The organism is Collimonas fungivorans (genome assembly GCF_028292705.1).
GTDB classification, from domain to species: Bacteria; Pseudomonadota; Gammaproteobacteria; order Burkholderiales; family Burkholderiaceae_D; genus Collimonas; species Collimonas fungivorans_B.
Map to the genome: position 1 here is coordinate 1 of NZ_JAQGLV010000204.1, position 26,528 is coordinate 26,528.

Genomic DNA, 26,528 nt, shown 5'->3' on the forward strand with positions numbered 1-26,528 from the left:
GCCAGCTGATAAGCCTCGTATAACTGCTTGTATATGGGGCCGGGAGCGCCGTTTCCAATAGCCTTGCCGTCGATCGACACTACCGGCAGCACTTCCTTGGTAGCCGACGACAACAACACTTCGTCAGCCGCAAACACCTCTTCGCGCGCAATCCGGCGCGCTTCGAACGGAATGCCGCCGGCAGCGCACAATTCTTCGATCAGACGGTAGCGGATTCCTTCCAGGATCAGGTTGTCCTTGGGGGGCGCCATCAGCTTGCCGTGCTTGACGATCCAGACATTCGACGACGACGCTTCGGTCAGCCAGCCGTCGCGGAACTGGATCGCCTCCACCACGCCGTGCTCGGCGGCGTTCTGCGCCGCCAGCACATTGCCCAGCAGCGAGATCGACTTGATTTCGCAATGCAGCCAGCGCTGGTCTTCCATCGAAACGCAAGGCACGCCGCTGGCGCGCAAGGCGTCGCTCGGCAATACCAGCGGGTTGGTCATGACGAACACGGTCGGCGTCAGCGCTTCTTTCGGAAACGCATGGCCGCGCTTGGCGACACCGCGCGTTACATGGATGTAGACCATCTGGTCATCCGCCGGATGGGCGTCGATCACGCCCTGGATCAGCGCCAGCCACTGTTCCTTGTCATGCGGATTTGTAATACTGATTTTCGCCAGGCTGCGGAACAGGCGCGCCAGGTGGTGCTCGGAACGGAACAGCTTGCGGCCGTAGATAGGAATCACCTCATACACGCCGTCGCCGAAAATAAAGCCGCGGTCGAGTACAGGGATGCGCGCTTCGGACAGCGGCGTCATGCTGCCATTGAGATAGACCAGGTCTTGCATGATCGGATTCCTGAAAAATGTGGGAATCCAATTCTGGCACAGCGCCAGCTTGCAGGGTATGCAAAAAAAGTATGCGGGAGATGGATGGATCCGGCCCCAGGGAACCCTTTCCGGCATGGCCGGATGATTTCGACGCGATGCGGTAGCATGTGCATACTTCAACTTCGAGGAAGCGTTCCTCCCGTGTCCCGACCATGACTGTCACCCCCGCCACCCCCGTCCTTACCCGCTGCGCCTGGGCCAATCCCGCCAACCCGCGTTACCTGGCCTACCACGACGAGGAATGGGGCAAACCCTGCCATGACGAGGTGCGGCTGTTCGAAATGCTGAACCTGGAAGGCGCGCAGGCCGGCCTCAGCTGGGAAACCATCCTCAACAAGCGCGACAACTACCGGCGCGCTTTCGACAACTGGGACGCCAAGAAAATCGCCCGCTACGACCAGGACAAGGTGGCCGCCCTGCTGGCCGACGCCGGCATCGTCCGCAACCGCCTGAAGATCGCCGCCGCCATCAGCAACGCCCAGGCTTATCTCAAGCTGCGCACCGAAACCGGCGGCCTGGCGCCTTTCCTGTGGGCCTATGTGGACGGCAAGCCGATCCAGAACGAATGGACGCTGCTGGGCGGCAATCCCGCCACCACGCCCTTGTCCGACCGCATTTCCAAGGACCTGGCCAAGCGCGGCTTCAAATTCGTCGGCTCGACCATCATTTACGCCTACATGCAGGCGATCGGCATGGTCAACGACCATTGCGTGGAATGCTTCCGGCACCAAGCGGTGGCTGAGTAATTCCGATGCCAATCTAATCTTGCGGCGAACCGCTCTGGTCCGCCAGCAGGTGGGCGACCACATCGGTCAGCTGCTCGACCAGCTCCGGATCCATGTACTGGTATTCGTCCGGGATATCCAGCACGTGGATGGTTTTGTGTTCCAGCAAGCGCCCGAACTCAGCGACGATGCGGCTCTTGTGCTTTTTCTCCATCACAAAGATCACATCCGCCCAGCTGATGTCGCCGGCACTGATTTTCCTGCGCGCATTCGGGCTGGTTCCGGCCGAACGCGCCTGTATCCCTGGCTGGCGGCGCCATACCTGCTCGCCCGTCGGGCTGCGCCACTGGTTGCGGCTGCAGACAAAGAGTAATTTAGTCATTTACCGGTTTGCTGTTTTATTTGTAGGCGGAAGTGTTTGAGCCGTAGCCAGCGGCTGCTGTCCATGGTTTTTCACGCAGGCGCAAACACGGAACGACTCCCGACTCACCCGACAAGCCGCATGCCGGCACTCTTGGCAGCCTTGCTGTCAAAAGTCGCCGTATGCAGGCAACCGGCCTCATCGGCCGAACGCTCGATGAGACAATCTGCGAAGTCTGCGTTTGAGCGCGCGTAAACATGCAACGCCCTTAAGACAATTTCAGCATTTTCGATTTTGAATGTCCGCACGCGCAGCAATTTTTCCAATATGGCGACGATTTCGTCTTTTGTCGCCTGGTAACATCCCTGCATTACCCATACCAGCTCCACCAAAGCGACCAGGCTGATAAATCCTGGATCGGCATCGGAAAGCGATTCGATTAATGCTGTCGCCTTGGGCGATTGCTTGAGATCGTCTTGCGCGACATAGCGCACCAGGATGTTGGTATCCAGGCCGATCATCGTTTGCCGGCGCCACGCTGCGCAATGACTTGATTCATTTGTTCGATACTGACAGGAGCAGCGGGTTTGCGCAGCATTCCCTTCAGGGACTGCACGGCTTCAGTGGCCGCAACAAACGCATATTGTCCATTCTCAATTTCCACAAATTCAACCCGGCTTCCGGTATCCAGGCCGAGCGCGGCCCGTACCGCAGCAGGTATCGTGATCTGACCTTTGGAAGTCACGGTAGCGGTAGACATATCAGTCCTTTCAAATTCTTTATTCCTTACTTTATAGTAAGGAAAACAAAAAATCAAGATTGCCGGCAAACCAAGGGGAAACACCGCCCTTCCCGTCGCCACGCTGTTCTGCTACATTGCCGCCATGCCTAAACTGACCTTAGACCGTATCCTGCAATCGCAGGGTTTCGGCAGCCGAAAATATTGCCGTGAGTTAATCGAGGACGGCGAAGTCGTCATCAATGGCGCCGCCGTCACCGACTACAAGTCCACGCCCGACACCGACGGCCTGGTGTTCACCCTGTTCGAAGAAGAATGGACCTACCGCGAACACGTCTATATCGTGCTCAACAAACCGGCCGATATCGAATGCTCGCGCAAACCCAGCCATCACCCCGGGGTGCTGAGCATCCTGCCGGAGCAGTTCAGCTGGCGCGATGTGCAGCCGGTCGGACGGCTCGATCACGACACCACCGGCCTGCTGCTGATGTCGGACGACGGCAGTTTCATCCATGCCCAATCGTCGCCCAAGCGGCATGTGCCGAAGCTGTACGTCGCCACTACCCACGATCCGGTCACCGAAGAACTGGTGCAAAGCCTGCTGGCCGGCGTCAAGCTGCATGACGAGCCGCAAACGCTGGCGGCCGTCAGCTGCCGCGTGCTGGGCACGCATGAAATCGAGATCGTGCTGGAACAGGGCAAATACCACCAGGTCAAGCGCATGCTGGTCGCGGCCGGCAATCATTGTTCGGCCTTGCGCCGCACCGCCATCGGCGGCCTGACGCTGGAAGCGCTGGAACTGGAATTGGGAGAATGGTGCTACCTGGAGCCGGAGCACCTGGCCCTGCTGGTGCCGGCCTAGGCAAAAAAAACGCAAGACCTGAGTCTTGCGTTTCCTGCCGCCGGTTTTGCCGGGAAATCAGTGCGAACGGATCATGGTGCCGAACGCCTGTTCGGTCAGCACTTCCAGCAACAGCGAATGCTCGATCCGGCCATCGATGATGTGCACTGTATTGACGCCCGACTTGGCGGCATCCAGCGCCGACGAAATCTTCGGCAGCATGCCGCCGGAGATAGTGCCGTCCTTGAACATTTCATCGATTTCACGGGCTGACAGGTCAGTCACCAGGTTGCCTTGCTTGTCTTGCACGCCAGCAATGTTGGTCATCATGATCAGCTTTTCCGCATGCAGGATCTCGGCGATCTTGCCGGCCACGACGTCGGCGTTGATGTTGTAGGCCTGGCCATCGGCGCCAAAGCCGATCGGCGAAATGATCGGGATGAAAGCGTCGTCCTGCAAGGCCTTGACCACCGCCGGATTGATCGCTTCGATTTCACCGACAAAACCGATGTCGAGGAATTCGCCCGGCTTTTCGCGGTCCGGCATGCGATATTTGCGGGCCCGGATCAGGCCGCCGTCCTTGCCGGTCAGGCCGACTGCCTGGCCGCCGTAGTGATTGATCAGCATCACGATATCCTGCTGCACTTCGCCGCCCAGCACCCATTCCACCACTTCCATGGTTTCTTCGTCGGTGATGCGCATGCCTTGCACGAAAGTGCCTTGCTTGCCGATTTTCTTCAGGGCGTTGTCGATCTGCGGACCGCCGCCATGCACCACCACCGGGTTCATGCCGACCAGCTTGAGCAGGATAACGTCGCGCGCGAAGCCGTGCTTCAGGCGCTCTTCGGTCATGGCGTTGCCGCCGTATTTGACGACAATGGTTTTACCGTGGAACTGACGGATGTAAGGTAACGCCTCGGCCAGAATTTCAGCTTTGATTCCTGGGGCAACGTTGGCAAGATCGTTGGTCAAATCGGCCATGGACAGTCCTACAAGAGAGGTTTCTGAGCTTGTCAGAAGAGAATAAAAAGGTGCAAAGACTGCAACTCGATGGAGTTAAAAATCGCTGCGCGATGGATCAGCGCGATTTTACATGGAAATGCGCTGGCTTAGGTGCGGCAGGCCAGCCAATAATCTTGCGATGTTGCGTATATATATCAATGCCGGGAAGATGGTTATCATGGAGCCGATTCCCCACTGCATTCAAAGGATAAGCAGAATGGCGCAATGCCCCGCCTGCCGGCAACAGTTTTCCTGCGGCGCCGGCCAGCATGCAGACCAGCCTTGCTGGTGCAGCCGCCTGCCGCCGCTGGCCAGCGCCCAGCTGACTGCAACCGAATGCTATTGCCCGGATTGCCTGCAGCGCCTGCTGCAGCAAGAACAGGCAGCAGAGAAACCACTGCCCTGAGAGTCAAGGGCAGCTGCGCACTTCCTGGGCAGGGAAATCCAGCTTGATCTTGTCGAAGGCAAGCCTGTTATCGCCGCCGAGGTCGCGCAGCTGGAACGCCACCTTGCTGGAACTGACGCTGCGCGTGCCGACCTTGGCGCCGCTCAGGCCGCGCTTGGCCAGGCCGGCGACCTGTTTTTGCGCGGCTTCATCGGTTTTGAAGATACCCAGCGAAATGCCATAGCGCAGCGGGCTCGAATCCTGGATCACGAAAAAGTCGCTGATTCCCAGCCGGCGCACCTCGTCGGCCTTGGCGTCGGCCGCTTCCTTGCTGCCCAGCGACGGCAGGTACACCATATGGCTGGCCACTTCCTGGGTTTCGCGGCGGACGAACTTGATGGCCGGCATGCGCTCCGCCAGCTGGCTCGAAAAACGCCGCGCTTCGGCCGCACTGAAATTGCCGACTTCGGTGCAAGCCGCCGGCGCCAGGTCGGCGGCCGCGGTTGCCGGCGCCAGCGCGGCGCTGGCGAGCGAGGTAGCCGCAGCCGGAGCGCTCTCGGCCGCCGTCATCCTGATCTTGTCCGGCTGCAGCTGCCTGCCGATGCGCGCCGGCTCCCTGCCGTCGCTGTAGAGCGCGCCGAGATAGCCTTTTTGCATGGCAAACAAGGCGGCATTCGCCAATAACAACAGCCAGAAAATTATTTTCAACATAGCTTAAATAGTTGCCGCGGCAGTTTGTAGACCGATCAATACCAGATTATCAACTGTTTCGTGCGCTATGGACAGATAGGGCGCAATCAGCGCCGCCGAACCGCCGGCCACCACGCACAGTATGTGCGCTCCCGGCGATTGCCGGCCGAGCAAGCCAAACGCCCGTTCGATGGCGCCGACCTGGGCGTTGATGCAGCCGCTGATGATGGCGTCGTCGGTATTGTCGGCAAACAGCGTGTTGATTTGCACATGGTCCGTGATATGCGGCAGCTGCGCGGTGCTGCGCGCCAGCGAAGTCGCCATCAGTCCCAGCCCCGGCAGGATCATGCCGCCGCTGAACACGCCGTCGGCGCTGACCGCGTCGATCGTGGTGGCGGTGCCGCAGGTGGCGACCAGCAGGGTCTGCTGCGGAAACAGCCGTTGCGCCCCCAGCGCCGCGGCGAAGCGGTCGCAGCCGAGCTGCGCCGGATCGCGATAAGCATTGCGCAGGCCGGCCAGCTGCGGCAGCGAGACAAACCAGTGGGGCCGCACGGCAATGCCGAAAACCGTCTCCAGCAGCGTCTGCAAGCGCTCCTGTATATGCTCGCCGGCAACGTTCGAAATCAGTATGCGCGTCACCGCCAGCTTGCGCCAGCGCTCGCTCAGCGCCACCAGCTCGCCATGCGCCGCCGAACCGCTTTCCAGCCACGCGCCGGCCAGCTCGCCCGCCACCGGCAAGGCTGTAAGCGCCCATTTGATGCGGGTATTGCCGACATCGATCAACAGCATGCCCATGGTTCAGCCTTCCTTCGGGCGCAATGAAATATCGCCGGCCATGATTGCAATCGGGCTGCTGCCGCCATCCGTTTGCAGCAGCAGGCGACCGATCTGGTCGATGCCCAGCGCCTTGCCTTCGTGCAGCGTCTTGCCCTGGTCCAGGATCGCTACCTGCTGGCCGGCAAACGCATGCAACCGGTTCCAGCGTTCGACAAAAGCCGGCAAGCCCTCGCTTTCGAATTGCCACATGTTTTGCGCCAGCCCGCTCAGCAATGCACCGAGCAGCAAGTCGCGGTCCTGCGCTGCCGCTGCCGGTAGATTGGCGGTACGACGGCCGATCTGCTCCTGTAACTGTTCCGGCATGGCGAGATTGATGCCGATGCCGATCACCGCCCACAGCTGCTGGTCCGGCGCGGTCGCGGTTTCGATCAGGATGCCGGCCAGCTTGCGGCCGCCCTGCAACACGTCGTTCGGCCATTTCAGCTGGACCTCGACGCCGAAATCGGCCAGGGTCTCGGCAATCGTCACGCCCACCGCCAGCGGCAAACCGACCAGCGCCTGCAGCGGCGAGGCGAACGGCCAGGCCAGCGAAAACGTCAGCGCCGCCGCCGGCGCCGTCAGCCAGGCGCGGCCGGCGCGGCCGCGGCCGGCAGTCTGCGTCAACGCCACCAGCAAGGTCGGTGCGCGCAGCGCGTCTTTGCCGCTGTCGCGGTCGTTGCCAGAGACGCGCGCCAGCAGGTCGGCGTTGGTCGAACCGGTTTCGGCGACGACTTCGATCAGGCATTGCTCGGCGTGAAGGCCGGCAAAAGCGGCGATGCGGGCAGCGGACAACTGGCTCGCGGGCGAAATTGGTGCAATAAATTGTGCGGTCATGCCGCGCATTGTAGCGGGAGTAACAGGAAAAAGCGGAGAAAAAGCGAGGAAAATGCAGCTCGCAACGCATGGTTTTACCCATGTAAACACAATAAAAAACAACGACATGCCTAATCCGTATGGCATATTTCTCTAGAAACCGTTAAATCGCCTGCGCCGCTGCTGCCTGCAGCCTGGTTTTATCACTACTTGTCATAGTGTGGAAAGCAATTCTCCCTTAAACTGATGCGATGCCGAATCCAGATTCCACTACTCCTGTTCTTGATCTCAAAGATGGCAGCCTGGTAGCCGCCCACGGCAACTGGCAGGTGCATGCCTTGACCCAGCCGGGGGTGATCAAGGCGTTGCAGGCCAAGCTGAAAAACCTGGCCAGGCAAAACGACACGCTGCGCTGGGACCTGTCGGAGATCGGCACGCTGGACCATATCGGCGCGCAATTCCTGTGGAACGCATGGGGCAAGACCCGTCCCAAACAATTGACCGTGGCGCCGCAGCACCGAGATTTTTTCCAGCGCCTGGCCAGCGCCGGCACCCTGGCCCTGCCGCCCAAGCCGCCGCGCCGCCGCCTGTTCAATGTGATCTACGACTTGGGTGTCGACATCCTGGAGCACGTGTCCGGTTTCATCACCCTGCTGGGACAGCTGGTGCTGGATTTCCTGCGCATGGTGCAAGCGCCGCAGCGCGCGCCGTGGAAGGAGATTTCCGCCAATGTCTACCACGTCGGCTACCAGGCTCTGGGGATCACCGCGCTGGTCGGTTTCCTGATCGGCGTGGTGCTGTCGTTTTTATCGGCCCAGCAACTGCATACCTTCGGCGGCGACATCTACCTGGTCAATATCCTCGGCATGAGCATCATCCGCGAACTGGGGCCGCTGCTGGCGGCGATCCTGGTGGCGGGCCGCTCCGGTTCGGCGATCACCGCGCAGCTGGGCGTGATGCGCGTCACCGAAGAACTCGACGCCATGCTGGTGATGGGTTTGCCGCACGGCTTCCGCCTGATCCTGCCGCGCGTGCTGGCCTTGCTGGTGGCGATGCCCTTGCTGGTAATCTGGACCGATGCGATTGCCCTGCTGGGCGGCATGGTCGCCGCGCAGTTGCAGCTGGGTTTGTCGCCCACCTATTTCCTGCAGCAGCTGCCGAATGCGGTGCCGCTGCCCAACTACCTGATCGGCCTCGGAAAAGGCGCGGTGTTCGGCGGCCTGATTGCGATGGTGGCCTGTTATTTCGGCCTGCGCATCGAGCCCAATACCGAAAGCCTGGGACACGGCACCACCACTTCGGTGGTGACCGCCATCACCATCGTGATCGTGGCCGATGCGGTGTTTGCGATCATTTTCAGCGGCGTGGGATTCTGATGGCCGAGCACACACCCATCATCGAGATCGACAAGCTCTGGACCCAGTTCGGCCAGGCCGTGATCCACCAGGACCTGGACCTGCGCATCGACGCCGGCGAGATCGTCGGCCTGGTGGGCGGCTCCGGTTCCGGCAAGACCACGCTAGTGCGCCAGATACTCGGATTGAACCGGCCCACCAAAGGCAAGGTGACGGTGTTCGGCACCGATATCAGCCAGGCCGATGTCGACCAGATGTACGCGTTGCAGAACCGCTGGGGCATGCTGTTCCAGCAGGGCGCCCTGTTCTCGGCGCTGACTGTGCTCGACAACGTAGCCTTGCCGATGCGCGAATTGCGCGCCCTGCCGGACCAGCTGATCAGGGACGCCGCCTTGCTCAAGCTGCAGATGGCCGGCATCGGCCCCGAACACGCGCTGAAGATGCCGTCCGACCTGTCCGGCGGCATGATCAAGCGGGTGGCGCTGGCGCGCGCCCTGGCGCTGGAACCGGAACTGCTGTTCCTGGATGAACCGACCGCCGGCCTCGATCCGGCCTCGTCGGCGGCCTTCATCGAACTGATCCGCTCGCTGCACAAGGACATGCGCCTGACCGTGGTGATGATCACCCATGACCTGGAACCGCTGCTGGCGCTGTCGACCAAGATTGCGGTGCTGGCGGACAAGCACGTGATCGCCTACGACACGCCGGAGCGCGTGATGAAGGTGCGCCATCCGTTCATCGAAACATTTTTTCTTACTGCCAACCGTTATGAGCACGAAACTTGCGGATAAATGCAGAAAGTGTAGATAGGAAGTCTTATGGAAAATAAAGCGCATGCCCTGATCGCCGGGTTGTTCACGGTGGCCTTGCTGATCGCGACGCTGTTCGGCGTCATGTGGTTCAACAGCGACCGGGTGGAACGGATTCCTTACGAGATCGCCACCAAGCTGTCGGTGCCGGGGCTCAACCCGCAAGCCGACGTCCGTTATCGCGGCCTGGACGCCGGCAAGGTCGACACCATCACCTTCGATCCCAAGTCGCCGGGGCAGATCCTGATCAAGATCAAGATCAATCCGGATACGCCGATGACGCAATCCACCTTCGCCACCCTGGGTTACCAGGGCGTGACCGGGATCGCCTACATCCAGCTCGACGACGACGGCAGCAAGCCGCTCAAGCTCGACAGCAGCAAGCAGCACCTGGCGCGCATAGAACTGCGCCCCAGCCTGTTCGACAACCTGCAGACCAAGGGCGCGCTGATCCTGTCGCGCGCCAATGAAATGGTCGACAAGCTGAACGGCTTGCTGGATCCGGAGAACCAGAAAACCATGGTGAAAGCGTTCAGCGACGTCAGCAAGACCGTCAATGAATACCAGGGCATCCCGCAACAGCTGCAGCCGACCCTGAAGCAGCTGCCGGCGCTGACCGGCCAGCTGAACCAGACGCTGGCCTCGGTCACCGCGCTGTCCAACAACATGATGGTGCTCAGCAAGAACCTCAATACCTTGACCAACAGCCTGCAAGGACCGGACGGCGCTGTCGCCAACCTGGCCGGGGCGGTGCAGAATATCGGCTCGGTCGCCAACGGCGTCGAATACGATACGCTGCCGCGCTTCAATGTGCTGACCACGGAGGCGCGTTCGTCGATGCGCAACCTGAACCAGACCATGGACCATTTCAACCAGCAGCCGCAAAGCATCCTGTTCGGCAGCAAGCCGCTGCCTCCGGGTCCTGGCGAAGCCGGTTTTGTAGCTCCAGGCAAATAAACACACGCGCGACAGAGACCACCCTGTCGCCAACCGATTAAAGGCATGCCATGACCGCTATCCTGAAAACCCTGTCGTCCTTCCTTGCGATTGCCCTGGTCGCCGGCTGCGCCAGCAAGATCGACGCTCCGACCCAATACGACCTGGGCCTGCTGCCGCCCGCAGCGGCAACCGCGGCGCCGTCCTTGCCGGCGGTCAGCCTGGCCGACGTCAATGCGCCGGCCTGGCTGGACAACAACATGATCTATTTCCGCCTGGCCTACGCCAACCAGCTGCAGCCGCGGCCGTACGCCGGCAGCCGCTGGACCATGCCGCCGGCGCAGCTGTTCCAGCAGCGCCTGAAGTCGCGCCTGGCGCAGGCCGGCGGCACGGTGCTGGCGATGTCGGATGCCGCGCTGAATATTCCTTTGCTGCGCATCGACATGGATGATTTCACGCAAACCTTCGATACGCCGTCGCACAGCCTGGCGACGCTGCAGGTGCGGGCTTCTCTGTTCAACGGCCGCACGCTGCTGGCGCAAAAGAGCTTCAGCCGCCAGGCGCCGACACCCAGCGCCGACGCCGCCGGCGCCGCCAGCGCTTTTGTGGCGGCCAACGACGGCGTAATCGATGACCTGATGGGCTGGCTGGCGACAGTGGCGCCGAAGAAATAATGACGCAGCAAGCAATCCCGACAACCTCCTCGGCCGCGTCCTCGTTCGCCCGCGTCAGCCTGCTGATCTACCTGCTGCTGATCGTCTACGCCAGCTGGTACCCGTTCACCGGCTGGCGCGACCTCGGCCTGACCGCCTTTGCCTACCTGGACACGCCGCTGCCGCACTATTGGACAGTGTTCGACGTCTGGACCAACATCGCCGGCTACCTGCCGCTGGGCATGCTGATGGTGCTGTCGTTGCCGCGCTCGCGCCGCTGGTCGCCGTATTGGGCGGTATTGCTGGCCACCCTGGCCGGCATCCTGGTCTCCGGCAGCATGGAAGCGGTGCAGACCTTCCTGCCGACCCGCGTCGCCTCCAACCTCGATTTGATGACCAACAGCGCCGGCGCCCTGCTCGGCGCCGTGCTGGGCGTGATCCTGCGGCCGCGCTTCGGTCCCGACAGCCGCTTGCTGCAGCTGCGCGAACACTGGTTCAACCGGGAAGCCAGCCAAGGCATGGTGGTGGTCGCGCTGTGGCCGCTGGCGCAGATTTATCCGCTCAGCCACCTGTTCGGCTTCGGCCAGTTCACTTCCATGCTGTCGAACTGGCTGTCGGATTTCCTGGAACAGCCTATCGACCTGCAAGCCTGGCTGACCAACGATATCCAGTTCAGCGCCGACCAGTACTGGCTGACCGAAACCATCATCACCGCCTGCGGCCTGACCGGCGCCGCCCTGACCTTCCTGATCCTGCTGCGCCAGCATGCGCCGAAACTGCCGCTGACCCTGCTGCTGGTGTTTGTCACGCTGATGATCAAGATCCTGGCGACGGCGCTGCTGTTCGCGCCTGACAACGCCTTCGTCTGGCTGACCCCGGGCTCGTTCGGCGGCCTGCTGATCGGCGGCCTCATGCTGAGCGGCCTGGCGTATGCGCCGCAGCTGGCGCAACGGCGCCTTGCCGGGCTGACCCTGGCGATATCTTTATTGCTGGTCAATATCATGCCGGACAACCCCTACTACACCGAAACCGTGCAAACCTGGTCGCAGGGGAAATTCCTGAACTTCAACGGCGTCGCCCAATTCCTGGCCTTGCTGTGGCCGTTCTGCACGCTGTGGTTCCTGTTCCATCCCATGCACAAGCGGCGCCGCAAGGCGGCACAGCGGCAGTCGCAACGCGACTCGCGCTAGCCCCGCTCCTGAAATCAAAATGCCGGCGGTGTATGATTCCCGTCTGTATTGGTCAACTATTCCAGAATCCTGCCATGAGCGATAAGCCGTTTTACGAACATCACGTATTTTTTTGCCTGAACCAGCGCGAACCGGGCGAACGCGTCTGCTGCGCCAATGCCGGCGCCCAGGCGGCGCAAGAGCATGCCAAGAGGCGCGTCAAGCAGCTCGGCCTGGCCGGCGAAGGCAAGGTGCGGATCAACAAGGCCGGCTGCCTTGAGCGCTGCGAAGAAGGCCCGGCGCTGGTGATTTATCCGGAAGGCGTCTGGTACACCTACGTCGACAATGAAGATATCGACGAAATCATCGATGTCCATATCGTCGGCGGCAAGATTGTCGAACGCCTGAAAATCTAAGCAGCACGCATTCCACCATCATCACTCAGAATCATCAATGCAATGAACGCTCAAACGCTTCCCTTTTTCATCGCCGGCGCGGTCGGCCAGCTCGAATGTGCACTGGACCTGCCGGATCCCGCAACCTTCGCCGCGCCGCGCGGCCTGGCGCTGGTGGCCCATCCCCATCCGCTGTTCGGCGGCACCATGGACAACAAGGTGGTGCATACGCTGGCGCGCGGCTTCCTGGCGCTGGGTTATGTCACGGTGCGCATGAATTTCCGCGGCGTCGGCAAATCCGAAGGCACGCATGACGAAGGCCGTGGCGAGACCGACGACATGGCCCTGCTGCTGGCCCACATGCGCCAGCAATATCCCGACCTGCCGCTGGTGCTCGGCGGATTCTCGTTCGGCACTTTCGTGCAGGCGCAACTGCAGCAGCGCCTGGAAGCCGCCGGAACGCCGGCCGAACGGCTGGTGCTGGTCGGCACCGCCGCCGGCAAATGGCCGATGCCGACTGTACCGGCCGACAGCATCCTGATCCACGGCGAGCTGGACGATACGATTCCGCTCACCGCGGTATTCGAATGGGCGCGCCCGCAGGACATCCCGGTGATCGTGATTCCCGGCGCCGATCATTTTTTTCACCGCCGGCTGCAACATATCAAGAATCTCATGGTCGAAATGTGGCGTCGCTGACAGACCGCGGTTTGAGCGCTAAACAGGCAGGTTCGTTTAGTGTTTAAGCCGTCCGGGGAGGCGGTGGCGCTATAATTCTGTCGGCATGGTTGTATGCGGTTGTCCATTAACCGCCTCCGCTTACGCATTTTTCAACCCCTTACGCAGATAAAGTTGCTCATCGTCCACACTCGTTGTTCACATGATGCAGGTTTGTTGCTACTGATTTCATTACTCGATACTCCATGAAAAAAATACTCGCGGCGCTCGCTGCCACTGTCCTCTCCATATCCGTAGCCTTTGCCCAGACATTGCCGCCGCCGACAGTGGCCGCCAAATCGTGGCTGCTGCTCGACACCACCAGCAACCAGGTGGTGGCGTCGCAAGATCCCGACATGCGCATCGAACCGGCTTCGCTGGCCAAGATCATGACCGCCTATGTGGTCTTTGATGCGCTCAAGGACAAGAAAATCACCCTCGACCAGATGGTCAACGTTTCGGTGCGCGCCTGGAAGGTCGATCCAAGCAGCTCCAAGATGTTCATCGAACCGAATACGCCGGTCTCCATCAACGACCTGCTGTACGGCCTGATGGTGGTGTCGGGCAACGACGCCGCGGTAGCGCTGGCGGAAGCCGTGGCCGGTACCGAAGATTCCTTCGTCGCGCTGATGAACCACGAAGCCGAACGCATGGGCATGAAATCGACGCACTTCGGCAACCCGCACGGCTTGCCGAGCGCAGACACCTACTCGACCGCGCGCGACCTGGCGACGCTGGCGGCCCACGTGATCGTCGACTTCCCCGAGTTCTACAAGATCGATTCGACCAAGAAATACACCTACAACAAGATCACCCAGCCTAACCGCAACCGCCTGCTGTGGCTGGATCCAACCGTCGACGGCATGAAGACCGGCCACACCAGCAGCGCCGGTTATTCCATCATCGCCAGCGCCAAGCGTCCGAACGCAGGCGGCGACCGCCGTTTGCTGGCGGTCGTGATCGGCACCAACTCCGACGGCACCCGCACCCAAGAAGCGCAAAAGCTGCTGAACTGGGGCTTCCAGAACTTCGACGCGGTCAAGCTGTACGCCAAGGGCCAGGCCATCGATACGCCGCAAGTCTGGAAAGGCGCCAAGAGCCAGATCAAGATCGGCTTCACGCATGACGTCTACGTGACCGTGCCGAAGGGCATCGCCGACAAGATCAAGCCGGTGCTGGAACGCACCGATCCGCTGATCGCGCCGATCCAGCAGAACGCCAAGGTCGGCACCGTCAAGGTAAACGCCGACGGCAAGACCATTGCCGAGTTCCCGGTAGTGGCGCTGGAAGATGTGGCCCAGGCCACCATCTTCGGCCGCGCCTGGGATTCGATCCGCTTGCTGTTCAAATAAATACGGCGGCCCCAACTGGGGCCTGAACAAAAAAAAGACAGCCGCGGCTGTCTTTTTTTATGGGGAGAGCAGATCAACGCCGGTTGCGGCGGCTCCAGGCTTCCAGGAAGGCCAGCGTCACACTGGCCTCGTTGGTCTCCGCCAGGCCGCTGCCGAAGAAAGCGCCGACATCCTTGAAATCATTGCCTCCGGCCAGGTCCGACAAGCTGCGGAAAGCGATAAAAGGCACACGGTTGGCATAAGCCACCTGGGCAAAAGCAGCGGTTTCCATATCCACTACCTGCGCCTGCAGGTTATCGAACAGATAGGCCCGGTAACCGGGATTGGCCAGGAAAGCGCTGCCGGAAACACCGCGGCCGCCAACCCGCAACTCAGGCTGGACGCTGACGCACAGCGATGGATTCTTCGGCCCGCATTTCGCCAGCGCCGGTTTCAGGGTGCGGGCCAGCGCCAGCATCTCGGGATCGGCCTGGAACTCGAAGCGGAATTCGCCCTGCGGCGCGTTAGTCTCGTTCATCACGAAATTGTCGCGCATGAACAGGCCGCTGCTGACCGGGCCGTTGGGCGTATCGAACTTGAAATCCGGGCGCGGCTTGCCGTTGTCGGCCGCCAGCTTGACGCCCAGGCAGCTGACGTCGCCGGCCGCGCCGCACGGCGAAGGCAGGCTGCCGTCGCCGTTCCAGTAGACTTCCATCGGCATCGCCCAGCTTTCAGGCACAGTGACGTCGCCGACATGGCTGGCCGGATCGACGCCGCCGGCGATGCCGCTCATCAGCAGGCGCTCGACACGGAAATGATCCATCATCAGCTGCGTCACCATGGTAGCGTTCACCACGCTGACGCCGCTCAGCACGATCACCACCTGGTTGCCGCGCAGTTCACCTGTGGTAAACCGGTTGCCGTTGATTTTCCACTCGCGCTTTTTCTGCGTCTGCTCCAGCAAGATATCGGCCTCGGCGCCGAACGCCGAAACGATGCCGATACGCGGCTTGCATTCGCTCAGGCAATGGCTCTTTGCGAGCGGCGCCGCGCCGGCGGTAGTCATCAAGGCAGCGCCGGCCAGCATGGCGCAAGCGGCCTGGCGCAACATTTTTAATACAGGAGCAGGAGCAATCAAGGGCTTTCCTTTCATTTGGCAAAAAGGGTCAGTGGATCAGGTATTTTCCGGCCCCGCGGCAGGCGAGGCATTGCCCGGCCTGAGGCCATGGCGCCAGCGCAGCAGGCCGATCGCATAGGTGACATAGTAAGCCGCCAGGATGCCAAAGATCAGCAGGGTCAGCGGGCTGCTGGAAAACTGGCTCGGGGTCCAGACCTGCGGTCCGGGTGCAAGGTAGAATTGAACCAGGCGATAGACGATACGGCCGACGAACAGCAGCGACAGCGCGATGCCCAGGTGAGCGCTGGGCGTGTAGAACAGGCCCTCGGGCGTTTGTTCGAATCTGGTAAGGCGGTGGCCGTAGATGCCCAGCCCGATGCCGAGGGCAATGCCGCCGGCGATCGCCGCCAGATGATCGGGCTGCGCCAGGGAAGCGAATGACAGCATGCCCATCACCCAGGTAAACAGGCAAATGGTGATCCACGGCCTTACCTTCGACAGCTTCTGCCGGACGACCATGCGCCGGATCCGCGAATACAGGCGCCAGACCACCAGCGCGGCGATGCCGAGCGACACAAACAGGGAGGGATGAGCGGGAATTGCCATGAGCTTTTCTCCAACGTGGCTGATCGCGCCAGTCTAACCCAGTTTAATGTCAGAACACACCCGCGTTCAGGCAGCCTGCTCGGCCGCCTCGAAATTGATCTGCGCCTGCTCGCGCACCTGGGCCCGCCGCAATTCCCACAGTTCGCGCAGCTTGTCCGAGCGCAGTTCGCGTTCGTCCGATTCCGAGACGAACCCGACTTCGCCGTTGCCATCCGCCACCGTGCGGCTGAAGCTCCATTCGCGCGAGAATTCCGGCTTGATGGCGCCTGCATGCTTGGTCGGCATGGCGCAGATCAGCTGCATGCCGAGGTGGTCGCGCAGGAATTTCAAGACGTCGCGGGCGCGCCCTTCATCCATCTTGGCAAACGATTCGTCGTTGACCAGCAGGTGCAGGCTGTTGCCCTTCTCGAAACGCTTGAGGCGGTTGGTGACGACCGCGGCATGAATGATATAGGCCGGCGTCTCCAGCTGGCCGCCGGAACCGGTGCCCCATTCAGACAAACGGACATGCGACCCGGTATCCGATTCCTTGTAGATTTCGTAGCGGCGGTAGTTGCGGTAATCGGCGACCCGCTGCAATTCCTTGACCGCCTTGTCTTCGTCGTCCGACAGCAGCAATTGCACCAGGCGATCGCGTACCTGGCAGTTGTCCGCGCTCAGGACCGGATCGGCAAACAGGTTGCCGGCTTCCTGCGTATCCGACATCTCGGAAGTGGCGCAGAAGAAATCGTAATAAGCCTTGAATTCCGGCACCCATTCCGACCAGTCGATGCGGAACTTGTCGGTGCCGAACTTGAGTTTGTCGAGTTCGGTATTGAGCGTCTTCAAGGTGCGCACGCCGGTATCGACGGCGTTACGGATTTCGTAGCAGAACTGCTTGGTGAATACATCGTTGAACGAGGCTTCGGCGGTGCGCAGCTGCTCCAGGTTCTTGATCAGGCCGATATCTTTCTGCCGTGTCAGCTGGGCGCGGGTGCGTTCCTGCAAGGTCACCATCAGCGCATACAAAGGCGTGAAATCACCGTCGCGCAGATCGTCGCCCTGAGTCACTTCAAAGCGTTCGTCGATGCGCGCATGGGCGTGGTATTCGCCCAGGGCATTGCGGGCATCGCCGTACAGCTGCCAGCTGAGCGCCGTCTGTTTGGCGACATTACTCGATGCCTGCGACTGCGAATAACTGCCCTCATCCACCCAGGCGGCGACCTGGTCCGTCAGCGCGGTGAAAGACAGGCTGCCGTTGACGATGCACAGGTCGCGCAGTTTTTCGGTATCGCTGTCGACCCTTGCCTGTTTGGCTCCCATGCCGAAATGCAGGCGCGTCAGCGCAGCCTGATGGCCCTGTATGGCTTTTTCGTGGCCGCCGATATTCTTGCTGCAAGCAGTCTTGCGCGCTTCCAGGGCGGCGATTTCGATGCCCAGGGCCTCAGCTTCGTCTTCCAGCTTGCTGACCTGGGTCAGGTCGAGCCTGCTCAGGTCCTGGCGGGCAGCGTCAAGCTCGCGCACCAGGGCTTCCAATTCGTCGATTGCGGCAAACGACGGGCATTGCAACTGCCCCATCAGGGCCAGCGCCCCCTGCAGCTCGCGCAACTGGGTGCGCACCTGGGTCAGTTCGCGTTCCGCCTGCGCATGCTCCTGCTCGGCGCGCTGCTTGGCGAGGCGCTTGGCTTCCTGGCCGAACACCAGCAGGTCGGTGTCGGCGGTGAACATGGTGCGCGAGCCGCTGCCTTTGCCATCCCTGGTCAGACCGCGCGAGGTATGGCGCAGGGCTTCGGTATCGGCGACCTTGACCACCTGGCCGAACTGGTCGTGCAGATAGGCATGGGCGATCGGATGCTCGGTGCTGAGTTCGTGCACGATCGAATCGCTCGGGGTTCTTTCTATTTTCAGGTTTTTCAGGCAGAAGCTGCCCTGGATCACATTGGCGCGCAGTTTCTTCTGCCGTACGAAATCGATGGCTTTGCCTTCCCATGCCTGGTCGACCACCAGGTTGAAACGGGCGCCGCCCAGATAACCTTCGATTGCCGGCTGCCATTCGGCCGAAACCGGTTCTACCAGGTCGCACAGCACCTGGGCGCGCGCGGCGGCCAGCTCGGAACGGAATTCTTTCAGCGCATGGCGGATATGCTGCGGATAATCAGCGCCGCCTTCGGCCAGGTTGGCTTTGCGCGAAGCGGCGTCTTTTTCATGGCGCAAGGCGTCATGCTCAGCCGCGCGCAGCTGCGCAATCTGGGTATGCAAGGCCGAAACGAAACTGTGTTCGGTGCCGGCCAGCGCGCCATGCAGTTTGCCGAGGGCGGCGTCAACGCCTTCAAAGTCGTTGACCAGCATCAGCGATTTCAGCACATCCACTTCTTCCGACTTGGCCAGTTCGCCTATGCTGCGCAAATGGGTGGCCAGGTCCAGCGTGCCGGCGGCCGACAGCGCCAGCACTATCTGGCGGGCGGCATCGGCAATTTCCTTCTGTTCCGGCGGAATCAGCATGCCGGCCACATTGCGCGCCGCGCTTTCCAGCTGCTGGGCGGCCAGTGCATTGTGCTGCAGCGAGCTGAACACCGTCTTGATCTTGCCGTCGTTCTGTTCGATCTGGTTCTGGATCCGGGTTTTTTGCTCGGCCGCCGGAATGCCCATCATCTGCGCATGGATCTGCGTCAAGCTGCGGTTCTTGGCGCCGCGATCCTGTTCCAGCTTGTCGGCGCTCTCGGTTTCATCGCCGATCAGCGCCTGCAATCCTTCGATGGCCGAGGTGGCGGCTTCCAGCTGGCGCTGGTCTTCGCGCAAGGCCAGCGACGACACCAGCAGTTGCGACTGGCTGGCGGACTGATGCGCGCGCGCGGTATCGCCGACGGCCTTGCCGAGCAGCTCCAGGCGCTTGACGTTGTCGCTCAGGCGCTCGCCTTCCTTGCGCAATTCGTTGACCTGGCGCATCAGCTTGCTGATCTGCCCGATGCGCTGCGACAGCTGGCTGGTGTCGAGTTCCAGGATCTGGTGCTTGACCAGGTCGTCGACGCTGCCGATAGGCTTGTGGGCAATCGACTGGCTCCAGGCCCGGGCCGCGCTTTCGGCTTCGGCGAAGGAGACGGTTTTCTGGCCGCGGAAACGGCCGTACAGCTGGCACAGGTACTCGCGCTTGCTGTCGCGGAAATTGGTGATGCCGCGGTATTTCCCGGCCAGGTGGTGCTCGATCTTTTCCACCGCCACCACTGCCATGCCGCCATCGATCTCGGTCGAGGTCAGGTCACCCAGCTGCAATGCGACGCCATCGATGATCAGCAAGGCCAGCCGTTCCGACACCGCCTGGCGGCGCTCGCCGGCGCCGTCGACGCGAGCCGAAGCCGCGACCAGCGCGGTGAATTCGCGCCCTTCTTCGCCTTCGCTAGGCTTGAATACCGCGGCGATGTAGCCGTGCGCGCCGTTGGGACGGGCGAACAGGTTATCCTCGGCGCCGACGATGTAGGACCACAAGGTGCGTTTGGTCTTGCCGTTGCGCGCGCCCTGGGTGGTTTCATCCTGGCCCGGGTTGTAGCTGAAAATATTCTGGTAAACCGCCGTCATCACGGTTTGCAAGGCGTCCAGCATGGTCGATTTGCCGGAGCCGGTAGGGCCGGTCAGCAACGTCATGTTGCCCATCGGGTATTCCTGCGAACGCAAGGCGCCCCAGTTCACCAGGATCAGTTTGTCCAGCTTCATTCGAGGTTTCCTTCCATGCCTTGCGCTGTAAATTCGTCTTCCGCCACGGCTTGCAGGCTGGCTTGTCCTGTCTCGTTCTCGGCGCCGGCCGGCAGCGGCTCCGATTCCAGCGCAGCTTCCAGCATGTCGTCGCTGATGATGCCGAGGATGGTCGGCCGGATCGCCAGCAAGGCGTCTTCATCGTCCATGGAAAAATTCGCCGCCAGCCGGATCAGGCGATGGCGCTTGAGATCGTTGAGCAGGCGTTGCCGCTCGATATTGGTCGGCGGCAGTGCGCGCTTCAGCTGCGTCTGCAGCGTGGCCGACAATTCCTCGAAGCGCGTCAGCACTTCGCCGGAATCGGTCAGCCGGTTGCCGCCTTCCGACAAACCTTGCTGGTACTGGAAGCGTAACGCCAGCGCCGCTGCGACAAAATCCGGCGACAGCCGCGCGCGCAAACCCGGCACCGGCTCCAGCCCGTCTTCCGGTAAACCCGGCACTTCGGCGCCGGGCGCGTACAGGCGGAAGAATTCGCCTTTCAGGTTGTGCTCAAGGCGGAAGCCGCCGAGCTGGAAATAATCGCCCAGGCAGGTTTCGATGCGGCGCGCGTCGTCGTACAGGCGCTGCTCGACGCCGTCTTCCTCGCGCAGCACGATGCCGGCGGCGAACAGGCGTCCGACGATTTCGCGGAAGCGCTCCAGCGACAGGCTCTGCAGCGCCAGCTGCTGGTTCAGTGTTTCATTCAGGGTCATGTTTCATCTCGATCTGGTAATCGTCGCCGGCATAAAACTCGTTCCAGAGCTTGCTCGGCAGTTTCTGCACGGTGAGCCGGTCGTCGCGCGCGCCGCGCACGGCTTCCACCACTTGCATGTTGTTGAGGACGTCGGTAGTGGTCGCCGCCGGCAAGGTCGACAGCCGGATCGGCCGGTCGCGCAGGCGCAGCTCGGCGCGGATGCGGTGCACGATGTCGTCGTTGGACAAGGCGAAGGCGTCGGCCTCGGCGCGGTACATGGCCGCCGCTAGCCGGGCGTCGCGCGTCACTTTCGGCTGCGCGGTCACCGTCAGGGCTTTGCGCCGCTGCGAGGCGCTGCGCAGCTTGAAGCCGGCCGGATCGAGCAGGCGGATTTCCGCCGGTGCGATGGCGGCGCCGATACGCTCGAGCAAGGCGTCCTGAGCCACACCGCTGAGCTTGGCGGTCTGGCTGATGGCCAGGCTGTAGGCTTGCCGAGTCTGGCCGCCGCGCAGCATCAGCGCCTGCTGCACGATGCTGGCGGCGCGCTGCATGTAGACGCTCATGGCCTTGATCAGCTCCGGGTGCTTGGTGGTGCAGGCCGCTTCCACCATTTCTTCGATGCGGTCCAGCATCCATTCCAGCGTCGACGCTCCTTGCCGTTCCTGGCTGGCCCAGCGCGCGATGTCGTTGAGCTGGTCTTCCAGCGCCTGCGACTTGTCGTGCTCCAGGCTGTGCAAGCGAGCGATCACGTCGCGGATCGCCTGCCGGTGGCGTTCGATACTGTCGGCGGTCAGCTGCTTCTTGAACTCTTTCTCGAAACGGTCGAGGAATTCCATGAAACCGTCCCACGGCGTTTGCGAGGCTTCCAGCATCAGGCGCCGCACCAGTTCCTGGAAATAATCGACGCCCTCGGACAGGTCGCTGATGACTTTTTCGGCGTAGTCGTAGGCATCGATCAGATCGTAGGCGTCGACATTGCGCAGCGCGGCGTTGAGCGCATTGCGGCAGCTGCGCACGTTACGCTGGCGGGTGCGCGCGCTGCGCCGGTCTATGGCCCAGAACGCCTCGGCAAACAGCTTGCCGGCGCGCGTGAAACGGTAGGCGGTGACCAGGCCGGCGCGGTCGCCGAAGGTTTCCAGCCAGCCGTCCCTGAGCAGGGTGCGCAGTAGCGCGCTGCTGCTTTGCTGGTCGTCGGCGCCGGCGGGAATCAAATCGTCCTCGGCCAGCTCCATGTTCGCCGCCGCCTCTTCCTGCGCCAGCAAAACCTGCCTCGATTCCTGCACCACCGGCAACAGCAGGTCGCGCAAGCCGTCGCGCGTCAAATTCTGGCCGTAGTCGGCGCTGGGGCCGTGCAGCCGCTCATACAGCGCGCGCACGCAAGCCACCACCACGCCGCGGTGCTTGCCGGCCAGCGGCCGGAAAAAATTAAGTCGGTCTGGTTCAAAAAACAATCGGGTTGCCTGCCTTGGTTGCCAAAAAATGCGTTACGCAAATACGTTGTAAAAATGAAAATATATCGGGTATTGGCGCCGGGCGATGCCGCCGGCGACATAATTGTGTAAATTAAAGTCCAACCCGCCATTGTAAAGGCTAGCGTCGGCTATAACGAGCCGCTATCTTATACAGTAGACAGAAAGCCGGGGCATCCGTAACATGCATTTCCAGAATGCAATCAGACATTCCCCGCCTATCCGCCAGGAGACACCGTGCCATCGAGCCGCCTCACCCGCCATCTCAGCATTACCATCCGCCGCAGCCTGCAGGATGCCTACGCGTTCGCCTCGCGCCCGGAGAATTTTGCGCAATGGGCCAGCGGCCTGGGGAAAATCCTGCCCCAGGCAAACGGCGAATGGCTCGCCGACACCGCGGAAGGCCAGGTCAAGATCCGGTTTAGCGCGCACAATCCCTATGGCGTACTGGACCATTGGGTGACGCCGCCGGCGGGTGCGGAGATTTATATCCCGATGCGGCTGATCGCCAATGGCGACGGCTGCGACCTGCATTTCACGCTGTTCCGGCTGGAGCACATGTCGGATGAAAAATTCGAAGCGGATGCGGACTGGGTGCTGCGCGACCTGGCCGTCCTGAAACAACTGCTGGAAGCTCGCTGATGCCTGATTGCCTGCCATGATTGCCGCATCCCTGCCCGCGGCTCCCGTCAATGTCATCGCTGCCGACGGCCAGCCTTGCATGGGACGTTATGCCGGCCAGACCGGCATCATCGACTGGTCGACCCTGGCCGCGCCTTACGCCCGCAGCAAGCTGTGGCGGCGCTTCCATCACAAGCGCTGGCAATATGTAGCGCTGTCGACGCCGCAGCTGCTGTGCGGCATCGCGATTGTCGACGTCGGCTGGACCAATACCGCTTTCGCCTATGTCTTCGACCGCCAGCAAGGCAAGCAGATCGCCGGTTTTTCGCAAGACGGCATACCAGGCCTGAGCGCCAGGGTCAGCGACCGGCCTGGCGGCCCTAGCCGCTTCCATTGTTTCGGCAACCGGATCGACTACCAGCCGCCGGCCGAGGGCGATCCGGCCGGCATGTACCAGCTCAGCGTGCAGTGCGAACAGTTCGAGCTTGAGGCCGAATTCGAGGCCGGTCAGGCTGCCCCTTTGTTCCTGGCGGTCGGGCCGATTGTGCACGGCTCGGTGCACGCCACCCAGAAATCGCCCGGCATGCCGCTCACCGGCGAAGTGCGCGTGGGTGATGAACGCTTTGCGCTGGATGGCGGCGTCGCCAGCTTCGACTATTCCAACGGCCTGCTGGCGCGCAATACCGAATGGCGCTGGGCTTCGGCCCATGGCCTGGACATCGGCTTCAACCTGCAAGCCGGTTATTTCGGCAAGCAGGAAAACGTGCTGTGGCTGGACGGCCAGCTGCATGCGCTCGGCCACGTGCGTTTCGAGTACGACCTGTCAGCGCCGCTGGCGCCCTGGCACATCTTTACCGACGACGGCCTGCTCGACCTGCAATTCATGCCGGAAGGGGCGCGCCGCGAAAACAAGAACCTGCTGGTCGCCGCCACCCGCTATATCCAGCCGATAGGCAGTTTCAGCGGCTGGGTCAAGCCGGAGCCCGGCGCCGCACCGCGCCCGGTGGAACACCTGGTGGGCGTAACCGAGGAACATTTCTCGCGCTGGTGACATTGCCGCACACCAATATACAGATTCGCAATTTTCCAACACCTGTCGCATTTACCCTGCATCGCCAATATCTTTGGTATACCATTGCCGACCAATTTTTCATTTGTGAGGCATGGAATGTCAAATGCTTGCGGCGTGGATTTCGGCACGTCTAATTCCACGGTTGGCTGGAGCAGGCCCGGACAAAACGCCTTGCTGCCGCTGGAAGACGGCAAAGTCACGTTGCCGTCGGTGGTGTTCTTTAACGCGGAAGACGACGCTTTCAGTTTCGGCCGCGCCGCCCTGAGCGCTTACCTGGCCGGTTACGAGGGGCGCCTGATGCGTTCCCTGAAGAGCTTGCTAGGCTCCAGCCTGATCGATGCCCAGACCGAGGTCGGCGGCCGTGCGCTGCCGTTCCGCGCCCTGCTGACCCATTTCATCGCCGAACTGAAAATCCGCGCCGAACTGGCCGCCGGCAAGGATTTCCAGAGCGTGGTGCTGGGCCGTCCGGTATTTTTTGTCGACGACAACCCGGCCGCCGACCAGCGCGCCGAAGATACGCTGGCGGACATCGCCCGTTCGGTCGGCTTCCAGCACATCGCTTTCCAGTACGAACCTATCGCCGCCGCGTTCGACTATGAATCCAGCATCGAACGCGAAGAGCTGGTGCTGATCGCCGACATCGGCGGCGGCACTTCCGACTTTTCGCTGGTGCGCCTGTCGCCGCAGCGCGCCGCCAGCAGCGAACGGCGCGACGATATCCTGGCGACCGGCGGCGTGCACATCGGCGGCACCGATTTCGATAAATACCTGAGCTTGTCGAGCGTGATGCCGATGCTGGGCCTGGGCAGCCGCCTGGTGAACAATAGCGAAGTGCCGTCCAGCTATTACTTCAACCTGGCGACCTGGCACACCATCAACCAGATCTACACGCGCAAGGCCTGGCTGCAGCTGAAAGACGTGCAGCGCGAAACCGTCGAACGCGAAAAATTCAGCCGCCTGCTGGACCTGGTCGAACAGCGCGCCGGGCACTGGCTGGCCTTGCAGGTGGAACAGGGCAAGATCGGTTTGTCCGACGCTGAAACGGTGCAGCTCAGCCTTGACCGCATCGCTCCCGGCCAGGCCTTGAGCCTGACGCGCCAGCAATTCAACGACAGCATCGGGCACCTGGTCAGCACGGTGGAAGATACTGTCGGCAACCTGCTGCGCGATGCCGGCGTGACGCCGGCGCAAGTCGATACGGTATTCTTTACCGGCGGCTCCAGCGGCGTGCAGCTGCTGCGCCACAAGATCGCCGCATTGGTGCCGTCGGCGAAAGCCGTCGAGGGAGATTTGTTCGGCAGCATCGGCGCCGGCCTGGCGCTGGATGCGGTACGCAAGTTCGGCTGATCCTATTCGATCGGACCTTCGGTTTTATCTGGCTTGCCGCCACGCTTGCGCAAGCCGGCCATCTCCGACAGACGCATGCCCTCCGGGATCGCCATGCGTTTGCCATGGCCTATCCGCTGCGCATGATAAATCCCGGTATGTCCGGAAAACAGATAGCTGACGACGCAGGCAATGCCCGCCAGCACGCCAATCTCCGGCCCGAACAATTCGATCGCCATGATGGTCGACGCGATCGGGGTATTGGCGGCGCCGGCGAATACCGCCACGAACCCCAGGCCGGCCAGCACCGGAACCGGCATCGACAATAATTGCGCCAGGGCGTTGCCCAGCGTAGCGCCGATATAAAACAGCGGTGTCACTTCGCCGCCTTTGAAACCGGACGCCAGGGTCACCACCGTGAAAACGATCTTGCCGGCAAAGTCATACAGCGGCAGCGGTTTCTCGAAAGCCTCGACGATAGTCGGAATCCCCAAGCCAAGGTATTTATCCGTTCCCGGCAGCAAAGCCAGCAACAGCACCGCCATGCCGCCGATGAACGGCCGCAGCGGCGGGAACTTGATGAGGCGCTTGATCAAGTGCGACAAACCGTGGGTCGCTTGCGCGAACACCATGCCGACCAGGCCGAACACGATGCCGGCCGCCAGCGTCGCGGCGAAGATCCCGATGCTGAAATGGGGCACGAAGGGAATCGCATAATGGGTATGGTGCACCCCGAGCAAAGCCGGCACCTGGTCACTGATGATGGCAGCGATGAAGCAAGGCAGGATGGCGTCGTAGCGCAGGCGGCCGATGGCCAGCACTTCCAGCCCGAACACGGCGCCGGCCAGCGGCGTGCCAAACACCGAAGCAAACCCGGCGCTGATGCCTGCCATCAGCAGGATGCGGCGCTCGTCCGGCCCCAGCCGGCCGATGCGGGTAACCATGTCGGCCAGCGCGCCGCCCATCTGCACCGCCGTGCCTTCGCGGCCGGCGGAACCGCCGAACAGATGGGTAATCACGGTGCCCAGCAAGATCAGCGGCGCCATGCGCTTGGGCACGATGCGCTGGGGATCGTGGATTTCATCGATCAGCAGGTTATTGCCGCCTTCCACCGATTTGCCCAGCAGGTGGTAAACCAGTCCTACCGCAAACCCCGCCAGCGGCAGCAGCCACAACAGCCAACGATGGGCGTTGCGGGTATCCGTGGCCCACTCCAGCGACAGCAGCAACACTGCCGACGCCAGGCCGGCCAGGGCGCCGACCACGGAAGCCAATATCAGCCAGCGCGCGAGATACACCAGCATCA

At 61.9% G+C, this 26,528-nt stretch carries 28 protein-coding genes; 14 read left to right on the top strand and 14 right to left on the bottom strand.

Translation table 11 applies throughout. The features are described from left to right. The coding region (locus JWQ61_RS11430; RefSeq protein WP_304360639.1) for a D-amino acid aminotransferase at positions 1–833 on the bottom strand (833 nt) is incomplete at its 3' end. A 194-nt stretch (positions 834–1,027) separates the two neighbouring features. Here JWQ61_RS11430 and JWQ61_RS11435 point away from each other — a divergent pair. Next, complete coding sequence (locus JWQ61_RS11435) at positions 1,028–1,621, top strand: DNA-3-methyladenine glycosylase I (protein WP_304360640.1); 594 nt, start codon at positions 1,028–1,030, stop codon at positions 1,619–1,621. A gap of 13 nt (positions 1,622–1,634) precedes the next feature. Here the strand turns inward: JWQ61_RS11435 and JWQ61_RS11440 are convergent, their stop codons facing one another. From JWQ61_RS11440 to JWQ61_RS11450, 3 genes are all read right to left on the bottom strand, one after another. Beyond that, entirely contained in the window at positions 1,635–1,982 is a 348-nt protein-coding gene (locus JWQ61_RS11440; RefSeq protein WP_304360641.1) for a low molecular weight protein tyrosine phosphatase family protein, read from the bottom strand. Between the two features lie 104 nt (positions 1,983–2,086). Further along, positions 2,087–2,482 carry a PIN domain-containing protein gene (locus JWQ61_RS11445; RefSeq protein ID WP_304360642.1) on the bottom strand — a complete coding sequence of 132 codons (396 nt, stop codon included), beginning with the start codon at positions 2,480–2,482 and terminating at the stop codon, positions 2,087–2,089. Continuing rightward, a complete protein-coding gene (locus JWQ61_RS11450) occupies positions 2,479–2,721 on the bottom strand; it encodes an AbrB/MazE/SpoVT family DNA-binding domain-containing protein (RefSeq protein WP_041742679.1) in 243 nt (80 codons plus the stop codon). The genes JWQ61_RS11445 and JWQ61_RS11450 overlap by 4 nt, the downstream gene beginning before the upstream one ends. A 124-nt stretch (positions 2,722–2,845) precedes the next feature. Here JWQ61_RS11450 and JWQ61_RS11455 point away from each other — a divergent pair, with 124 nt between their 5' ends. Continuing rightward, positions 2,846–3,562: a pseudouridine synthase gene (locus JWQ61_RS11455; protein WP_092395695.1), complete on the top strand. Its 717-nt coding sequence runs from the start codon at positions 2,846–2,848 to the stop codon at positions 3,560–3,562. 57 nt (positions 3,563–3,619) lie between these two features. Here the strand turns inward: JWQ61_RS11455 and argB are convergent, their stop codons facing one another. Beyond that, complete coding sequence (gene argB, locus JWQ61_RS11460; RefSeq protein ID WP_014008176.1) at positions 3,620–4,522, bottom strand: acetylglutamate kinase; 903 nt, start codon at positions 4,520–4,522, stop codon at positions 3,620–3,622. A 238-nt stretch (positions 4,523–4,760) separates the two neighbouring features. Between argB and JWQ61_RS11465 the strand changes: the two genes are divergently transcribed. Then, positions 4,761–4,949 (top strand): cysteine-rich CWC family protein, encoded by a 189-nt coding sequence (locus JWQ61_RS11465; protein WP_304360643.1) that lies wholly within the window; start codon positions 4,761–4,763, stop codon positions 4,947–4,949. Positions 4,950–4,952: 3 nt separating this feature from the next. Here the strand turns inward: JWQ61_RS11465 and JWQ61_RS11470 are convergent, their stop codons facing one another. The 3 genes from JWQ61_RS11470 to JWQ61_RS11480 are packed head-to-tail and all read right to left on the bottom strand — an operon-like array spanning position 4,953 to position 7,268. Then, positions 4,953–5,639: an SPOR domain-containing protein gene (locus JWQ61_RS11470; RefSeq protein ID WP_304360644.1), complete on the bottom strand. Its 687-nt coding sequence runs from the start codon at positions 5,637–5,639 to the stop codon at positions 4,953–4,955. Positions 5,640–5,642: 3 nt separating this feature from the next. Next, entirely contained in the window at positions 5,643–6,413 is a 771-nt protein-coding gene (locus JWQ61_RS11475; protein ID WP_304360645.1) for a type III pantothenate kinase, read from the bottom strand. Positions 6,414–6,416: 3 nt separating this feature from the next. Next, positions 6,417–7,268 carry a biotin--[acetyl-CoA-carboxylase] ligase gene (locus JWQ61_RS11480; RefSeq protein ID WP_304360646.1) on the bottom strand — a complete coding sequence of 284 codons (852 nt, stop codon included), beginning with the start codon at positions 7,266–7,268 and terminating at the stop codon, positions 6,417–6,419. Between the two features lie 230 nt (positions 7,269–7,498). Between JWQ61_RS11480 and JWQ61_RS11485 the strand changes: the two genes are divergently transcribed. The 8 genes from JWQ61_RS11485 to JWQ61_RS11520 all read left to right on the top strand — a co-directional run bounded on the left by JWQ61_RS11485 (position 7,499) and on the right by JWQ61_RS11520 (position 14,633). Then, a complete protein-coding gene (locus JWQ61_RS11485; RefSeq protein WP_304360647.1) occupies positions 7,499–8,623 on the top strand; it encodes an ABC transporter permease in 1,125 nt (374 codons plus the stop codon). Beyond that, positions 8,623–9,393 (top strand): ABC transporter ATP-binding protein, encoded by a 771-nt coding sequence (locus tag JWQ61_RS11490; protein ID WP_304360648.1) that lies wholly within the window; start codon positions 8,623–8,625, stop codon positions 9,391–9,393. The genes JWQ61_RS11485 and JWQ61_RS11490 overlap by 1 nt, the downstream gene beginning before the upstream one ends. Positions 9,394–9,420: 27 nt before the next feature. Beyond that, positions 9,421–10,368, top strand: a complete 948-nt coding sequence (locus tag JWQ61_RS11495; RefSeq protein WP_304360649.1) for an MlaD family protein — start codon at positions 9,421–9,423, stop codon at positions 10,366–10,368. Between the two features lie 50 nt (positions 10,369–10,418). Next, complete coding sequence (locus tag JWQ61_RS11500) at positions 10,419–11,021, top strand: ABC-type transport auxiliary lipoprotein family protein (RefSeq protein ID WP_304360650.1); 603 nt, start codon at positions 10,419–10,421, stop codon at positions 11,019–11,021. Then, complete coding sequence (locus tag JWQ61_RS11505; RefSeq protein ID WP_304360651.1) at positions 11,021–12,190, top strand: VanZ family protein; 1,170 nt, start codon at positions 11,021–11,023, stop codon at positions 12,188–12,190. The genes JWQ61_RS11500 and JWQ61_RS11505 overlap by 1 nt, the downstream gene beginning before the upstream one ends. A 74-nt stretch (positions 12,191–12,264) precedes the next feature. Then, complete coding sequence (locus JWQ61_RS11510) at positions 12,265–12,585, top strand: ferredoxin (protein WP_041742684.1); 321 nt, start codon at positions 12,265–12,267, stop codon at positions 12,583–12,585. Positions 12,586–12,627: 42 nt separating this feature from the next. Further along, positions 12,628–13,263, top strand: a complete 636-nt coding sequence (locus JWQ61_RS11515) for an alpha/beta hydrolase (protein WP_304360652.1) — start codon at positions 12,628–12,630, stop codon at positions 13,261–13,263. A 224-nt stretch (positions 13,264–13,487) separates the two neighbouring features. Next, positions 13,488–14,633, top strand: a complete 1,146-nt coding sequence (locus JWQ61_RS11520) for a D-alanyl-D-alanine carboxypeptidase family protein (protein ID WP_014008187.1) — start codon at positions 13,488–13,490, stop codon at positions 14,631–14,633. Between the two features lie 73 nt (positions 14,634–14,706). Here the strand turns inward: JWQ61_RS11520 and JWQ61_RS11525 are convergent, their stop codons facing one another. From JWQ61_RS11525 to JWQ61_RS11545, 5 genes are all read right to left on the bottom strand, one after another. After that, complete coding sequence (locus tag JWQ61_RS11525; RefSeq protein WP_304360653.1) at positions 14,707–15,750, bottom strand: 5'-methylthioadenosine/S-adenosylhomocysteine nucleosidase; 1,044 nt, start codon at positions 15,748–15,750, stop codon at positions 14,707–14,709. 36 nt (positions 15,751–15,786) lie between these two features. After that, positions 15,787–16,335, bottom strand: a complete 549-nt coding sequence (locus tag JWQ61_RS11530; protein WP_304360654.1) for a hypothetical protein — start codon at positions 16,333–16,335, stop codon at positions 15,787–15,789. Positions 16,336–16,401: 66 nt separating this feature from the next. Then, positions 16,402–20,022 carry an ATP-binding protein gene (locus JWQ61_RS11535; RefSeq protein ID WP_304360655.1) on the bottom strand — a complete coding sequence of 1,207 codons (3,621 nt, stop codon included), beginning with the start codon at positions 20,020–20,022 and terminating at the stop codon, positions 16,402–16,404. After that, complete coding sequence (locus tag JWQ61_RS11540; RefSeq protein ID WP_304360656.1) at positions 20,019–20,753, bottom strand: DUF4194 domain-containing protein; 735 nt, start codon at positions 20,751–20,753, stop codon at positions 20,019–20,021. The genes JWQ61_RS11535 and JWQ61_RS11540 overlap by 4 nt, the downstream gene beginning before the upstream one ends. After that, positions 20,740–22,185: a Wadjet anti-phage system protein JetA family protein gene (locus tag JWQ61_RS11545; protein WP_304360657.1), complete on the bottom strand. Its 1,446-nt coding sequence runs from the start codon at positions 22,183–22,185 to the stop codon at positions 20,740–20,742. Before JWQ61_RS11545 ends, JWQ61_RS11540 begins: the two co-directional genes overlap by 14 nt. Positions 22,186–22,440: 255 nt before the next feature. Between JWQ61_RS11545 and JWQ61_RS11550 the strand changes: the two genes are divergently transcribed. From JWQ61_RS11550 to JWQ61_RS11560, 3 genes are all read left to right on the top strand, one after another. Then, entirely contained in the window at positions 22,441–22,845 is a 405-nt protein-coding gene (locus JWQ61_RS11550) for an SRPBCC family protein (protein ID WP_304360658.1), read from the top strand. A gap of 16 nt (positions 22,846–22,861) precedes the next feature. Then, complete coding sequence (locus JWQ61_RS11555; protein WP_304360659.1) at positions 22,862–23,875, top strand: DUF2804 domain-containing protein; 1,014 nt, start codon at positions 22,862–22,864, stop codon at positions 23,873–23,875. A gap of 117 nt (positions 23,876–23,992) precedes the next feature. Then, positions 23,993–25,243 carry an Hsp70 family protein gene (locus JWQ61_RS11560; protein ID WP_304360660.1) on the top strand — a complete coding sequence of 417 codons (1,251 nt, stop codon included), beginning with the start codon at positions 23,993–23,995 and terminating at the stop codon, positions 25,241–25,243. Positions 25,244–25,245: 2 nt separating this feature from the next. Here JWQ61_RS11560 and JWQ61_RS11565 read toward each other — a convergent pair whose 3' ends face one another. After that, positions 25,246–26,526 carry a voltage-gated chloride channel family protein gene (locus JWQ61_RS11565; RefSeq protein ID WP_304360661.1) on the bottom strand — a complete coding sequence of 427 codons (1,281 nt, stop codon included), beginning with the start codon at positions 26,524–26,526 and terminating at the stop codon, positions 25,246–25,248. Positions 26,527–26,528 lie beyond the last annotated feature (2 nt).